The following is a 16731-nucleotide window of genomic DNA, read 5'->3' as shown; positions in this document are numbered from 1 at the left end:
GAATCACCCCTTAATGAATTCTAAAAACCAATCATATCCTTCATTGCTTGTTGTGCCTCATTTAAGGCTGCATTTGCAGCAGCTTGAATCATATCTTTAAGTGCTGCATAGGTATTTGTTCCATTCATGATTTCAACAAAATATGGTCCTGTAGCTGAGTCAACAGCATCCCAACCAATCACTTCTTTGTTTGCCCAAAAAGCACCATTTCTTAATCCTTCAACAAACTCTGGTGACACAAATCCAGGAGCGACACCTCCATAAGGGATTGCTTCCCATACTTTATTAACACCTTGTCCATCAATTCCATAATCTATAATTGGATAGGGAAAATTATTACCTTGTTGGAATAGTTCTTGACCAACATCAGCATATATTTCAAATCTCTTTAGCAAACCATCTTCACCAAAACTCATCCATTTCAGTAGTTGATATGCAGCTTGTTTGTGTTGAGATAAGCTTGACACACCGCCAATATCGGTATTACCACCTGTGACACCACCAGGACCAGGATATACATCCCAATTAAATGTAAATGAATCAAAATAATCTTTTGCAGACCAAGTTGCTTCTGGCCAGATTGCCACTTTTCCACCATAGGTTGGTACGAATGTAGGATCAGCATACCATTCTTCTAATTCCTCAGGTGAGAACCCTGGTTTACAATAACCTTGTTGAATGGATTCACTATATTTATTCGCTCCAGTTTGCATAACAGGGTCATCAAAATTAAATCTTTCTCCATCATAACCAAATGCATACCATGTGCGTCCGGTTACTAAATCTTCTTGCATTTTCAATACTTTTGGATAAACACGGCTGTAAAAGTTGCATCCGGATAACCCAAATTCATGACTTGTTAAATTTGTCGTTGATCTTGCTATGCTTTCCATTTGTGCATAAGTCCAGTCATAACCTGGTTTATTTATACTTGCTTTATCTAATAAATCTAGGTTAACAAACCATGCTGTTGGATAGATAAATGTTGGTACAGCAAATCTTTTTCCACCATAAGTTCCAAGTCCAGATACAGATTCAAAAATATGTTGTGTTGATGGATCATTTTCATACATTTCACTAATGTCTGCTAACATATTAAATGGTAGGAATGAACCTAAACGTTGAATCAAAAATACGTCGGGTAAATCATTAGCTTCAAGTAAACCTAAGAATGCAGTGTCCCAATCATACCATTCAGCAACAACTTTCATTTCAACATTGATATTCGGATACTTTTCAGCAAACGCTTCTATCATCAATAGGTCAATGGTGACCATATCTGGTTGAGTATATTGCCAAGTTGCATATGTTAATGTAATTTCTTCTTCTTGCCAATCAGGTATTCCATTTCCATTTTGATCCCAATACTCATCTGTTGGATCCGTAGGATTTCCAGTATCTGTTGGAATCGTTGGAACTGTTGGATCACCTTTACATGCCGCTAAAAAGAGTAGCACCATAACTATCAATCCAATACTCATCACTTTTTTCATTTTTATACCTCTTTCTAATTTTATTGTTTTTGCTCTAGTAAAAATTCTAATAGTTCATTGATATCACATGTTGCAACACAAACAAACTTGTCAGCACCACCATAGTAAACATAAAGTGTGTCATCTACAATAACGTTTCCAGTTGGGAATACACATCCTGTATAATATCCATCTGTTTCGTATGAATATTCGGGTTCCATAATATAGCTTGAGCTTCTTGCAATAATTTTTTTAGGGTCATTTAAATCAAGTAACATTGCCCCAACTCGATACTGTTCATCTTGTTGGCTTACACCATGATAGATGACTAGCCAACCATGTTTTGTTTTCAAAGGAGGTGTGGATCCTCCAATTTTTTTAAGTTCCCAATCAAAAGTTGGAGTTGCTAATAAATAATCATTTTTCCAACGCATTAAATCATCAGAGTATGCTAACCAAATAGATGGAACATCACATCCATAATCCTTTCCAACCCATTCGACAGGTCGATGAAGCATAACGTATTCTCCATTTATTTTTTCTGGAAAAAGGATGACATCGCGATTATCGATATCGTGTGGAGTAATTCTTCCAAGTTTTTTAAATGTTTTTAAATCTTTTGATATCGCTAGTCCAGTATTTGTCGTATTGTATAATAAACCTTTTGGCGATGATTGACCTAATGGCCAACCATGATCATATGATTTTTTTAACCAATACTGTCCTGGGGGGAATGGACGATATGCATAGGTAACATAAAACAGGTCATCAAATTTAACAATTCTTGGATCTTCAACACAACCTGCATCATATCCATTTGGTGTAGGTGACATAACTGGTTGATCTGATACACGCTGAAAGTTGATACCATCAGTACTAGTTGCTAAACCTAAGTGAATAAGATGTTCTTCATCATTACCTGCACCACGATATAATAAATAGAATACGCCATGCTCGTACCAAGCACCTGGGTTACATACGACCATGCTTTCCCATGTGTTATTTGGTTCTGGTTTTATAATCGGATTTTCTTTAGCTTTAGTTAATTTCATTGATTATCCTCCACAATAATAAAAGCAATATCTTCAGTAAATGTTAAATCAAACTCTAGAAAATCATTAAACGTTGAAATCGTTCTTGTTTCGATGATTTCTCCACTATCTGTGTTATATATGGATAACGAGTATGCACCTGTAGTTATAGGTATTCTATAGGTTACGTTTTTTTGATTAATAGTTGTATAATTATGTCTCCAATTATTATCAAATGCATAACCATAAACTCTATTGTCTATACGATATCCTAATAAACCTGTTTGACTATTTGACACATGAACACCTGGTAATGCAGGGAGTCGATCATAATAATCGCCAACCATGTCCATTTGTTGAGCGTATTTTCCTACACCAATAAATCGATAATATAGATTGTTTGGATGTACCCAACTATCCCACCACCAATTCATTGCTGCACCTGCTCCACCACCCATGATACCTGCCCATTGCGCTTGTTTAAGACTGATGCCCGTTGGATCTGCTGCAGTTGTATCTGTTCCATTTCTCCAATTAATTCCAATTTCAGATTGAAGAATTGGTTTATTATATTGTGTGAATAAATTATTCAATACCGGAGGTAGATGAACCATAATATTTTTTGAGGTGTAATCATAACTGTGTGGGTTTGCGAAATCAATCCAAGGAGATTGATATGCACCACCTGTATGACCCTTATAGCTCGTTGTAACCATTCTATTATATGGATCATTTTCTTTAATGAACTGGGACATTTCTGAATGCCACATATAAACGATTGCGCTATTAAAGTTATCTGTCCAATCAACTTCATTAAATAGTTCCCATGCCATGACTTGTGTCGAATATCCATAACGACCTAATATATAGAGAAGTTGTTGTTTGTATGTTTCTTTCGCTCCTAAATGAGAAAAGAACTGTGATGGGTATGATAGAGGTCCTCCATTTGCTTCATTCCAAGGATTTGAAGCCCATTGAGGATTGACAATTGCAGAAAACTGACCATGATTCAGCAATGCAAGCATGAAGTAAATATCATACTCAGCTGCTAGATCAAAAACTTTATCAAGTCTTGCAGCTTGATTGAGTCTTGATGTGAAATCATCATGAGCATTACCCCAATGTAATGCAAACGACCAAGTCCCCATCCAAATTCTCGTAAAATTAGCAAAATTGTCATGCATTAACTCAAACCAAACACGATAATCTTCTGTTTGTCTTGTTGAAGAGGTATACCAAGCATTATTTTGTCCAACTGGCATAAATGTTGAACCATCCTCAAAGACAAAATTTCTTTTATGTGTTTCTTCAACTTTAATAACACCTTTATAATCTTTAGTACCTTCATCTATAGTTACTGAAGTTTGAAGTATCTGAACAATAACTCCCTCTTTCTTAACTTCTAAATGCAATGTGTGAAGTCCAGCTTCCTCTGGTAAGTAACGTAAGCGGTAATGAGGGTCTCCTATATAATTAACCATTTCTAAACCTTGTGGCTCATCAGGATTTGTACTAGCTCTTCCAGAAATTCCATTTGGTGGTGCTGTCCATGATGTGTTTAAAACGATTTCATAATCTTGATACCAAAATGCTGGTATAGCATATACTTCTCCTGAAGGACTTGTAAAAACACCTTGAATATGAACATCTCGATAATCAAATGGGTTTGTTTCTAATGATTTAAATGTTTCTGTATCAGTCAGCTCAAACTCAATTTTTTCATATGCTTTTGGATGTTCAGTTACTAAGTTGATTTGTGAAATTAGATTCATAGGTGTCACCTCGGTTGGTATTATGGTTTCTGTTGGATCTGTCACTTCTGTTTCACTAGGCTTACATGAGGATAAAAACAGAAGAAAACTTATTGAAAGTATAATTAAATAGATTCTTTTATATTTAGCGTCCAATTGCATCATCATCCCCTACTTTTTCATGATTGTCTTTTGCGAATTGAATCAGTTCATCTACGGTTGTAAATGCTAAGGCAACATAGGAGTCTGCAGCACCATAATAGATTGCGATACGTCCTGTTTTTGAATCATGAAGTGTTGCACATGGAAACACTACATTCGGGACAAATCCAACTTCCTCATAAGGCATTTCTGGTGTTAAAACATAGTGCCCAGCTCTATATAATACTTTTGATGGCTCGTCAATATCTAGCAAAGCAATACCCATACTGTAAACATATCCATTGCATGTATTGCATACACCATGATAAAGCATCAACCAACCTTCATCCGTCTCAATGGGTGCAGGTCCACCACCTATTTTTAATCCTTGCCACCATCCTGAGCCACCTCTTGCCATAACATGACGATGTTTACCCCAATGAACCAAATTAAAGCTTTCTGATAAAAAGATGTCTCCAAATGGCGTATGTCCATTATCCGATGCTCTACTTAATATCTTGAAAGCTCCATCAATCTTTCTCGGGAATAGAACACCATTTCTGTTATATGGTATAAATGGATTTTCCAAACGTATAAAAGTTTTAAAGTCAGTTGTTTTGGCTAAACCAATCGTTGGTCCATGAAAATCAGTACACCAAACGATATAGTAAATGCCTTCTATTTCAATTAATCTAGGATCATATGCGTAATATGGCTGCCATGGATTCCCTTTCTCATCTACAAATTGAATAGGGTGTTGTTCGATATTCCATTGAATGCCATCATCACTATAACCCAATCTCAAATGTGGTAAGGTTGCTGTTGTTTCAGCTCTAAATACCCCAACGAACTTGTTCTTATAAGCTACAATTGCACTATTAAATATTCTTGAAACACCTGGTGCGGGATTTCTATGAATGATTGGGTTTTTAGTATATCTCCATACGGGTCCATGAGTATCTTTAGGTTTATCTTGCCATGGTATGTTTGCCAATGGACTTCCAATAATCTTAGCCATGAGTTTTCTCCTTAATTTTTTTATTGTTATCAATTAATTGTTGCCTTTGAACTGTACTGTCGTTTGAACGATAAACCTCTTGTGGTGTATTGAAGACATAATCTATAAGTTTATCGATTGTTGTTGTAGCAACATGAATTCTCGTATCTGATGAAGCATAGTATATAAATACTTGGTTATTTTTTTCTGTCCATCCATTTGAGAATACAACATTTGACACATCACCAATACGTTCATCATCAAATGGTGCAATAAAATATCCACTTGGCTTAGCAATCACTTGTGTTAAATGAGTTAAATCTGTTGCAAACATGTATAATACATATCTTAACCCTGCGGCCGTTTGTCTTACTCCATGCGCTAAATGAATCCAACCTTTTGATGTCTTTATTGGTGCAGGTCCTTGTCCATTTTTATATTCATAAATTGTATGGTACTTTTTACCTGCAATTATTTTTTCCTCATGTATTTCCGCTTTTTCAATGTTATCAGCACATCCGAAATAGATACCACCACCATCTCCAACATCTATAAATCCATCTTGTGGTCTAGTATAAAATGCATATTTACCTGAAACAAACTCTGGATGTAAGACAACATTTCGTTGTTGACTAGCTTTTGTCAATAGATTTGGTAGTTTCTCCCATGTCATTAAGTCTTTTGTTCGAACAATACCAACATCAGCCACAGCACTTGATGTATCATTATGTAATAAATCCTTCTTCTCGGCACAATATGTCCCATAGATATACCCATCTTCGTGCTTCACCAATCTCATGTCGTATCGATTGGTTTCTTGCTTATCGAAATCATCCCAATGTATCAATCTTTCAAACTCAAATCCATCAACTCCAGTTCGACTAGACGCTAGTGCAAATATTGATTTTCTATCAGCACCTTCAAGTCGAACAACTAGATAATGTTTTCCTTCATGATATATAGCACCTGAATTAAAAGTTGCATTGACCATTAACCTTTCCATGAAATATGGATTTTTGCTTTGATTCAAATCAAATCTCCATTCAATTGGAACATGATGTCTAGTTATGACAGGGTATAAGTATCTATCATAAATACCATTATAAAACCTAAGGTCCACTTCATTTTTTCTATTTAAAAGGTCTTTTTGCTTAATCTTAAGTTCATCATACTTTGGATGAATCATTATGACAACCCCCTTTTTAAGAGTTCTATGATAGCTCTACCATTGTGATAAGCTGCTTTCCAACCTTCAGCAATACCCCGATATTTAAGTGGTTCTAGATTTTCATCCACCCCCCACAACCATTCACTATTTGGTCTATCATCAACTATATATGTTTTAATAAACTCATAGATACTTATCGTAGCTTGTGCATACCGATTATCTTTATATTTTTGATAATGATTATAAAAACCAACAAGTGCTTCAGCTTGAATCCACCATATTCTGTCTTTGCAAATTCTTCCATGAATACTTTCACTGTATAAGCCATTTTTTGTAAAAGCTCTTTCATATACTTTTTCAGCAACATTTTTTGTCATTTGTTCAATATCAGATCTATGATAATCAATTGCTAGACATGCATCATCAATCAACCAGCATGTTTCAATGTCATGACCAAATGATTGACCAACTCTTCTGACTTGTTTATTATGATCTAGGTACATGTGGAACAGTATTTCTTTATCATCATACAATGTTTTTGTAAAGCCGTTTATTAACTCAATTAGTCTTGCTTTAACAACTGTGTTTTTACTAGCTCGGTATAGATTTGTATAGGCTTCTAATAAATGTAATAATGTGTTCGTGGTATAGGGTAAATTAGCTCCATGTTCAGAAAGCAACTCATTGTCCTTCATTAACCATTTATTTGTGAACTCTTCGTGATATGAGAACTCACCTAAATGAGCTTTTTGTTCAATAAGTTCGAAAATACTTAATGCTTCTTCAAGTGATTTTTTATTGTCTGTAATTTTTGCGTATTCTGATAGCGCATATATTGCAAATGCATGCCCGTATACATGTTTAGTAACATCACTAGGGAGACCATCATAAGTTACTTGCCAATAGTATCCACCATGTATTTCATCTCTAAGATGTTCAATTAAAAACTGATACGCATGACTCGCATCCTCTAATAAATCATCTTCCTTAAAGTATCCATACCATAGGCTAAAAGCATATAAGTATCTAGAAATAGAAATTAAGGTCTTATCTGAGTTTTTATGTGTTTTCAATTGATAATCGACTTTTCCAAAAAAACCTCCATTTTCCATGTCCTTTAGATTCTTCCAAAATGGAATTATAATGGTTTTAAGGTGTGCTTCTAAACCTATCATGTGAAACTCCTTTTATATGTTTTGGCTACTTTCTCTCTTAATAACTTTCCCTTTTATTAATACTCTTCCATATGTTCTAATTGGATTATTGATCTTCTTAATCATAATTCTAGTTGCTGTTGTTACCATGTCTTCAACATTGTTATCTACTGTCGTAATTTGAGGTTGTGCAATTGTTGAATAAATCGTATTATCAAAACTTACAACTGAAACATCTTTTGGAACTTCGTAACCTTCTTTTTTTAATGTGTTAATGAGTTTATATGCAACTTGATCACAGTTTGCTACAAAAGCTGTTGGCATTTTTCTAGGAAGTTTTAAATCAATCAGTTTCCCTAACCCATCACGATCACTGACAATATATTCATTATCAATATCCATTTGATGCTCTAGTAAAGCTTTATAATATCCTAAGTAACGATCCTGAATACTACTAGTTGAATGAATATTCCCAACAAATCCTATTTGTTTATGCCCTTTTTCTATAAGTGAATCAGTGATTTGATAACTTGAGAAAAAGTTGTCAGATATAATACTATCTATATTCGAATAATTGACATAGAAGTCAAAATAAATCATTGGAATATCTATCGTTTCAAGGTGTCTTAAATATGCTTCTTCAAGCTGACCTAATACGATGATACCATCGACTTTACTCTCTAAAAACATCCTTGGCATCTTATTATCACGTTCATCGTCAGGTTGAAGAATTTCCATGATTCCAGAATACTCAAGTGCTGTTAGTTTTTTGATCAACTCACCACAAACACTAAAGTAGTATGCCTCTTGTGAATCGACATATCGATTAGCAATCAGAATACCAACATTGTATACTTTTTGAGTCTTTAGACTCTTTGCTGCGTGGTTGGGTCTATATCCAAGATCTTCTGCTGTTTTTTTAATTTTTTCTCTAAGTTCATCACTGACACCATCTTTATCATTTAAAGCTTTAGAAACAGTCACAATGCTGACATTAAACATTTCAGCAATTTTACCCATATTCACTTTTTCTTTCATACTTTCACACCCTTTTAATATGTATCTATTAAACTTTTGACTATGATGTCATTATAAATATCTGATATTTTTTCATCACTACTAATCATTGTTACAACTTTTGCTTTATTTGGCAAAAGATGGAAAAAATTATCACTAAAAATCATATCTTTATACTTTAACTGAACAAATCTCTTCAAAGTAGGAGATACGAGTGTAATCTCTACTTGATCATTATTTTGATGAACTTCAATGTTAATATAATCTTTGACAAGCGTTAAATCTTTATCTTGAACAAACGTCACCATATTATCGGTTATTAACTGATTACTCTTATCTACCAATTTTGCATAGAATACAACTTGGTTTTTAAGATTTCTATATTGATTTAATTCCTTTTTATATATTAAGGACGCCTCTTGAGGATTAATAGATACTTGCTTTTTTCCAGATTCAATCAGTTTTCCATCAATTTGGATAACTTCCCAAACGATATGTCCTTCAAATCCTTCAAGTAAATCATTAGTTATAACAATCGATGCTGTCATCTTTCTTTTGTTTTCCTCAATTGAAAGCAATATAGGTTGATAGAACTTTTTACTATGGTAATGTAGTGCTTTCCATCTACCTTCATAATCTATACTTGACCATGAAGCGACTGGCCAACAATCATTGAGTTGCCAATAAATGCTCCCCATACACCTACCGTAATTTCTCCTAAAGTGTTCGACGCCATAACGCACACCTTCTGCTTGAATTAATTGTGATACATATAAAATATCTTCAAATTTCTTAGGATATTTAAACATTTTTCTCATATATGCAATAATTTTTTTATTTGCTGTCTTATTCTTTTGGTGACTCTTCATCACTTTCGAATATATGTGAAAATCTTGTGGTTCAGCAAATGTTTTTACAGTGTCTATATCTGGGAATGACTGTATACCAAACTCACTCATAAATCTAGGAAACACTTTTCTATAATATTCAATCGGTTCATTTCCATGCCAAACACCCCAATAATGCATATCACCTTTACCATCAAAGTTTGGTCGATCAAACCCACCACCTGATGACGGTGATGATGGCCAATATGGGATTTTATTATCTAGTTCACCAAGCCACTTAGGGATTAAGTTTTCATACAATTCTAGATACATTTTCTTGGAAACTTCTAAAGATGGCACATTCCAATCAACAATAGCAGTTTCATTTTCATTATTGCCACATAGAATACTTAAAGAAGGATGATTTGATAGACGTTTAACATTATCTTTGATTTCCTGTTCAACAGTTTCTAGCCACTGATTATCTTCTAAATTGTAAAAAGCACAAGCAAACATGAAATCTTGCCATACGATTAACCCTAGTTCATCACACATTGCATAAAAGTCATTTGAGGGGTACAAACCGCCTCCCCATATACGTATAGCATTATGATTAGCTTGAACAGCATGCTCAAGTAATAATCTTGTTTTTTCTATGCTAGTTCTTCCAATGATATTATCCTCAATGATATAATTAGCACCTTTTAAGAACATCTCTACCCCGTTATGAACGTAAGTAAAAGATGAACCATATTGATCATTTTCGATTTTAATCCGGCTTGTTTTTAAACCAAATTTTTCATTTTTTTGGTCATTACTGTGATGACCGATTAGTTCAATTTCTATTTGGTATAAATCTTGATTACCTAGTCCAATTGGCCACCATAATTTGGGTTTATTAATAATGAACTCATTCTCAAGTTGATTTGATTGATGAATGACTTGTCCATCAGGATTCATTATTTTTACATTTATCTTGGGTTGATCAGAATCTTTGATGTGAATTTTATAATTTAAAGTAACTTGATTAGTTTTGTGAACCTGTTTTAATTGAATATAGTCAATATAACCATTACTAGATTCATGTAAGTAAATATCTCTCCATAACCCAGCATCAGGTAGTTGTGGTCCCCAATCCCATCCAAACATAGAGTGTCCTTTTCTAAGATGTATAAAACCTCTCATTGCATCGCCTGCTTGATAAAAGTTATATGGGCATGCCTCTTCTTTCATCTCAATAAATGTTATTGGTGATAATAATCGAATTTCAATTGTATTTTCTCCATCATTTAAAAAACTGTTGACAAGGAAACGGTAACAACGATGCATGTTGTTCGTTGATCCTATATGATGTTGATTTATATATATTTCCGATAACGTATCGATACCTTCACAAACCAAATAAATATCATAATCTGACTTTTGCTTTATGAATGTTCTCTTATAGACATAATCATGACGCATCCATTCTCTAACTTCATACTCATTCATTCTATAAAAAGGATTTGGTATTACTTGCTCATTTAATAGATCGTTATAAACTGATCCAGGAACAGTGCCTGGTATTTCCATATCTAAATGAGGTATGTATAGTATCCAATTACCATTCAATGTTGTTTTCATATATTTATACCTCATAATTCAATATCTGTTTTATTTTGACTGCCACTTCTTGACCCCAACGTTGATGCGTTTTTATCGTTGGGTGAAATTGTCCACCAATACCATCTTCTGTCATTACTTTTGAAACGCGTAAATGGTGGAGTTTATGATGACTCATTTCTAGATAAACTTGCTCAATAACATGATCAACAAGGTGATGTCTTTCACCTTGTGATATCAGTAATATTTGTGCACCAAAATGATTAATAAAGATATCGTTAATAAATGATTTGTATACGTCTTTAAAAGTACGTTGTTCGTGAGCAAGAGACTGATGTTCTAAAAACTTCATATAACTATGATCATTTGTACCTAAGTTGATAACTATCAAATCTGGATTGTATGAAAAATCATAATGGATATTTTTGTGAATATCAATTTGACAATAGATTTTTGGTAATGTTATTTGAGCATAAAAACTTTTATAAAGTCCAATACCGCTAACTGCAACAATTTGATAATTAGCATCCAAGATATTCGATGCTATGGACGCGAACGTCTGTAGACCATCTTCACTTTCAGTTGTAAAAGGTTCATCAATAGAAGTTGAAAGATTCCCATAGCCACAAGTTGATGAATCTCCAATCCATTCAATCTTTAGCTGATCATTTACAGATGTTGGATATAAAAATGTTCCATCAGTAGAAATCTCATTCAAAATTGTTTTTGACATTAATGATTCACTGCGTTTTCTAACTTCAACTTCATATGTATCATAAGGCAAGTTTAGACATTCGATTGTTTGTTTTCCCTGTTTTAAATCCATAACATAGGTATGCTTATGATTTACACTTTTAACATCTATGACAATAAATGGTCTTTTGTTAAATTCTTCAAATGATGATTCAAAGGTTGCAACAATTTTTGAACCGGTAAATTTAAAACTAAAACCACTTGCAGTATAAAAGAAGTGAATGCCTTTTTCATCTTCCATTTTTCTGCCATGCCATATGATATAGTCACTTTTAAGTAGTTCTTGTGTTGTAATGGTCACAAATTTACCTCTTATTCAATATTATCGTTTACGATATCCCAGTTCATCCACTCACTGATTGCCTCTACTAAAACATCAGCAGCCTTAATATGTGTAGCAACACTTGGGTGATAACTACTTCCAATACCATCTATTGAGTTCACACCTGGTAGTTGAATACTATGTATACCTACCAACGGTAGTTCATCTTGTGCATCTTGTACAGCATTTAAGGTTGAATTATATATATTTGTTTCGTTCATCAATCCATAAGCAATAACAATAACTGCATCTGGATGCAATTGATTAATTTTTTTAATAAAATCTACAAAAGCAATTTCAAAGTTTTCTAATGCTTGTATTTTATCGTATGCGGATAAAGATGAAATATATGACCAATCATTCGTTCCTAAGTTGATAATGACGACATCAGGTGAGTAATTGTTATGAGACCAAACGATATTGCTGTTAACATTGACATAATCGTAAGCTGTTGGTATATTATTGTTTCCTGTCCATGGTCCTTTTAATAAAGGCCATCCACTCGCAGAAAAAATATTGAGTTCTGCATCAAACATATGTGCTGTTAAATATGCATATGCTCTTAAACCATCAGAATTTTGAGTAGATTTTGGTTCATTAGTATTAGATGCTAAATTGCCAAATCCTGCTGATGAAGATGCTGCAATAACTTCAATTTTACGGTTTCTTAATTGATCTGCTTGTAGGAAGTGACCATCTGTTGTTAGTTTAGATAACCCAGTAAGCGAGTCAATTGACTCACTACGTTTTACAACGCGTACAGTATGTTCACCTTCTGCTAACTCAGCCGCAATCGTATAAGTCTTTTTGCCCGAATCAAGAATTATTGTTGTTCCACTTGAAGGATTCGTTTCACCATCGATAAATACAACTAGATGTGGTTCTTTACCAAGTGGATTAGTTCCAGTAACAAACTCCGCTTCAAGAGATGTACCATAAAATTTAACTTCAAATCCACTCGCTGTAAAGTAGAAATAATTCGTTTTAACAGTTTCATTATAATGTGTTCGTCCTAGCCATCTAATGGTGATATCATCTGCTAAGAAGTCTTCAGATATGCTATTGACTAAAAAAGGGTCAATTTGTGTGTATTGGATAGACGCACTATAATCTGAGTCTAAATAAAGATCCCCATCCCCTATGGCTTGTATTTTGATATTATAGTTACCCGGTATAAAATAAAGATCATTAATATCTTGATTTTTAGTAATATAATATCTTTTTATCGACTGATTTGAGAGATTAGTAGCTTCTATTCGATAACGAACAGCATGTTCAACATCATCAAAGGTAATTATTGTTTCAGTTATAGAAAAATTGCTTGGAAAATCTAAAGTCACTTTATTTATAGTTTCTTCAGGCGTACACGCTGACAATAGAATTAAAAATCCAAACATTAATATGGATAAAAGTTTTTTCATTTTTTCCTCCAAAGAATCATATTTACTTTTTTTACTTTATCGTTTACCTAAATTATATCACAACATTTTCACAAGTCAAGAAACCGTTTACATTTTTACTCTTTTTTTTCATCCTCACTTGTGTACGTCTTTTTTTGTGTTGTGTTTGAACATAAAAAAACACTTAAAAATATTCCTAAGTGTCATGATATATTAACTTTCGTATATTAACTTATCCTAAAACTAAAACTTCGTTGATTTCATGGCATAAATCAACAATTTCTTGATCATGCTTCATATAGACACTCAATGCAGTTACAAAATTTCTAGCATTGCTTTTTGAAATAACCATAGAGATGCCATGACCATCAATCCTTCTAAATGTATTTATCCATGTCGTTATTTTTTTTCTATTAAGCCTTTTATGCTTAAGTATTTCAGATACTGCTCTAGCCATTCGTTTATCTTCTCCTAAGTTAAATGTGAACTGCTCTTTACACAGTTTAGCGTAAACAATATCAAGCATTTGAAATAAATCGCTTACTATAATACTTTCTAGTTTTGATATTGCTAAAAATAGGTCTGCTCCATGTGCACCTGCATGTGCCCATCCCTTATGTTCAACGTACCCTCTCATATCTTTTTCTAATGAAAATGATTCGATACTTTCATAAATCAACTTTTGTTGTAAATCATAACTCATCCAAGGTTTAATTGTGTGCCTTTTGATTAAAGCGACAAGCGCAAGCATCGAAAAAGTTCTTTTAAATACCAAATCACTTATCTCATATATTCCTACATATAGATTTGATATCAACTCGAGTGTTATTTCATTTAATTCTTGAGTGTCTAAATCTGCTTCAATGAATAACTTAAACAAATACTCGAGTATTAAATCGTCTCTAAGTTCTGAATCTATATCTCCTATATGTTCTAATGCCTCTTTTAATAAATATTTATGTTGATTAATATCTTGATCTTTTAATGCTTCTCTAAACTTGTTTTTCAATATACTCTCAGTCATGTTGTTTACCCCCTAGTAAATGTTTATAACCATTTCTTCTTCTTAAATATATAAAACATCGCACCGGCAATGATTGCACAAACAGCAACAAAGAAAATTAAAGCATGTTCATATGTTAACACTTCAAAATACACAAAGTTCATTCCAAAAAATCCGGTTAGAAAAGATAAGGGTATGAAGATTGCTGAAAACAGAGTTAACGTAGCCATGATTTGATTCATCTTATTTGATTGATTATTGATATGCAAATCAAGCAAATGATTTGTTGTCTCTTTACTTTGAATTAATCGTAACTCTAGTCTTTGAAGATGGTCCTTTAAATCATCATAATATGGGATATTGTCATTATTAAAAAGCAACTCCTTCTTTAACATGATTTTCTCCAATTGTTCATATACCGGTGAAACATTATTTCTCAGTTTCAATAATTGTTTTCTAATTAAATAAAACGCTTCTTGTTCAATATTCTTTGTCTCTAGGATTTCTTCTTCAAACTGATTAACCATATAATCTAAGTGATCATAAACATCTAAATGCCCGTCTGTAATAATATCAAGAATTTCATATAGCAAGAAATCAATATTTTTTTCTTTAAGTTCTTTATATTCTGTAAATAGCTGTTCTAAAGGTGCTAAGTAAACTGGTGTTGTTTCATGAAAAGAAATAATGATGTCGTTAAACATGATTAAACTTAGATAATCATTTTTAATCTGCTTGTTTTCAAGATAGGATATGTTAAACGTTCCAAAAAGATACTGGTTCGTCAACTCGATTTTATTTCTTTGATTTACATTAAGTACATCTTCAAAAACAAGATGATCAATTTGATAAAATTCTCTAATCTTTTTTAGCTGATCAACATCAGATAACCCAACAACTTGAATATAGTGCTTTGCTTGTCTTGTTGGTTCATACTCTTTAATAATATCCAATAATTCTACACCGTACTGATAATGAGTTATCTCGGTTTTAACATTATCATGCTTCCCAGTATACATCATTGTTTTTGGTCTTAAATATGACGATAAACCCATAAATTCACCTCCTGATTAGTTCAGTTCTTTAACGCTTGTTTGCTCTTTAATAGCTGATCATCTGCACTTTTTATAATTTCCTTAACACTTTGCGTACTTGACTTAACCTCAGCAAGTCCATAAGATATCGAGACTTTGTATTTTTTAAGCACTTTGTTCCGCTTAATGTTTTGATGAATTTTTTGGGTGAGCAATTCAACTTGATCTGAATCAACATCCATAAAAATCACTAAAAACTCATCGCCACCTAATCTTCCAATATAATCAGTATCTCTAACACTTTGCCTTAACACTTGACTAAATGAAACCAATACATTATCTCCAACTTCATGTCCATATGAATCATTAACCTGTTTAAACTCATTCAAATCAATCATCATACACATAAATTTAATACTGTTTTGTTGGTATTGATCAAGTACAAATTCTAATTTTGCTAAAACACTTCTTCTATTTTCTATTTTTGTTAACTCGTCAATCGTTGATATCTTTTGTAAATGATCGATGAGATGTAAATTATGTAAATCTGACTCGATTGCTTCTTTGAATAGATTCAATAATTGTTGATGCTTTTTTGAATATTTATGTTCTTGGTTGTTTAAAACACATATCGTTCCAAAAACTTCACCATCATGCCATTTAATTGGCAATCCAAAATATGAAATCATATTCAATGCAACATCAGGATTGTCCTTCCATTGTTTATGATTCAATGCATTTTCAACAATAAGCTGTTGATCGGTTCCAATCACTGTTTCACAATATAGACCATGTCCTAATTGATCTTTTCCATCTGCTGGATAAGGATTTTCTAGATTTGAGCTCTTAATAAAAACTTCCATATCCGTTTTTGTAATCTTCATAATTAAACCTGCGGGTACATTCAAAATATCAGCAATAACATTCATAATGTTTTGCCATTTAGATTGAATTTCATCAGTTATTTTTGGTTTTAAGTCATCAGTTATTTCTACATTCTTCTGTTCATTAAACTCTCTTAAGTATACATATGTTTTATTCATTATCCTCACCTGATAG

The 16731-nt window shown here is 33.0% G+C and carries 13 protein-coding genes; all 13 read right to left on the bottom strand.

The genetic code is table 11. The features are described from left to right. Positions 1 to 20: 20 nt before the first annotated feature. The 13 genes from QJ521_RS04230 to QJ521_RS04170 all read right to left on the bottom strand — a co-directional run bounded on the left by QJ521_RS04230 (position 21) and on the right by QJ521_RS04170 (position 16715). A complete protein-coding gene (locus QJ521_RS04230; protein WP_282839187.1) occupies positions 21 to 1493 on the bottom strand; it encodes an ABC transporter substrate-binding protein in 1473 nt (490 codons plus the stop codon). A gap of 20 nt (positions 1494 to 1513) precedes the next feature. Continuing rightward, a complete protein-coding gene (locus QJ521_RS04225) occupies positions 1514 to 2524 on the bottom strand; it encodes a glycoside hydrolase family 130 protein (RefSeq protein WP_282839186.1) in 1011 nt (336 codons plus the stop codon). Further along, positions 2521 to 4419, bottom strand: a complete 1899-nt coding sequence (locus tag QJ521_RS04220; RefSeq protein WP_282839185.1) for a glycoside hydrolase 5 family protein — start codon at positions 4417 to 4419, stop codon at positions 2521 to 2523. The genes QJ521_RS04225 and QJ521_RS04220 overlap by 4 nt, the downstream gene beginning before the upstream one ends. Beyond that, complete coding sequence (locus tag QJ521_RS04215; protein WP_282839184.1) at positions 4400 to 5413, bottom strand: glycoside hydrolase family 130 protein; 1014 nt, start codon at positions 5411 to 5413, stop codon at positions 4400 to 4402. The genes QJ521_RS04220 and QJ521_RS04215 overlap by 20 nt, the downstream gene beginning before the upstream one ends. Then, a complete protein-coding gene (locus QJ521_RS04210) occupies positions 5406 to 6578 on the bottom strand; it encodes a glycoside hydrolase family 130 protein (protein ID WP_282839183.1) in 1173 nt (390 codons plus the stop codon). The genes QJ521_RS04215 and QJ521_RS04210 overlap by 8 nt, the downstream gene beginning before the upstream one ends. Further along, positions 6578 to 7735, bottom strand: a complete 1158-nt coding sequence (locus tag QJ521_RS04205; RefSeq protein ID WP_282839182.1) for an AGE family epimerase/isomerase — start codon at positions 7733 to 7735, stop codon at positions 6578 to 6580. The genes QJ521_RS04210 and QJ521_RS04205 overlap by 1 nt, the downstream gene beginning before the upstream one ends. 12 nt (positions 7736 to 7747) lie before the next feature. Beyond that, entirely contained in the window at positions 7748 to 8752 is a 1005-nt protein-coding gene (locus tag QJ521_RS04200) for a LacI family DNA-binding transcriptional regulator (protein ID WP_282839181.1), read from the bottom strand. A gap of 14 nt (positions 8753 to 8766) precedes the next feature. Next, positions 8767 to 11181 carry a beta-mannosidase gene (locus QJ521_RS04195; protein ID WP_282839180.1) on the bottom strand — a complete coding sequence of 805 codons (2415 nt, stop codon included), beginning with the start codon at positions 11179 to 11181 and terminating at the stop codon, positions 8767 to 8769. A gap of 4 nt (positions 11182 to 11185) precedes the next feature. Beyond that, complete coding sequence (locus tag QJ521_RS04190; protein WP_282839179.1) at positions 11186 to 12214, bottom strand: SGNH/GDSL hydrolase family protein; 1029 nt, start codon at positions 12212 to 12214, stop codon at positions 11186 to 11188. An 11-nt stretch (positions 12215 to 12225) separates the two neighbouring features. Beyond that, positions 12226 to 13656: an SGNH/GDSL hydrolase family protein gene (locus tag QJ521_RS04185; RefSeq protein WP_282839178.1), complete on the bottom strand. Its 1431-nt coding sequence runs from the start codon at positions 13654 to 13656 to the stop codon at positions 12226 to 12228. Positions 13657 to 13867: 211 nt separating this feature from the next. Beyond that, a complete protein-coding gene (locus QJ521_RS04180; RefSeq protein ID WP_282839177.1) occupies positions 13868 to 14659 on the bottom strand; it encodes a DUF2785 domain-containing protein in 792 nt (263 codons plus the stop codon). Positions 14660 to 14682: 23 nt separating this feature from the next. After that, on the bottom strand, positions 14683 to 15693 hold the full coding sequence (locus QJ521_RS04175; RefSeq protein ID WP_282839176.1) for a CorA family divalent cation transporter: 1011 nt from the start codon (positions 15691 to 15693) through the stop codon (positions 14683 to 14685). Between the two features lie 20 nt (positions 15694 to 15713). Then, on the bottom strand, positions 15714 to 16715 hold the full coding sequence (locus QJ521_RS04170) for a sensor domain-containing diguanylate cyclase (RefSeq protein WP_282839175.1): 1002 nt from the start codon (positions 16713 to 16715) through the stop codon (positions 15714 to 15716). Between the last annotated feature and the right edge of the window lie 16 nt (positions 16716 to 16731).

The organism is Peloplasma aerotolerans (genome assembly GCF_030012175.1).
GTDB lineage: Bacteria > Bacillota_I > Bacilli_A > Acholeplasmatales > Acholeplasmataceae > Peloplasma > Peloplasma aerotolerans.
This window is presented reverse-complemented; position numbering and strand designations above follow the sequence as displayed.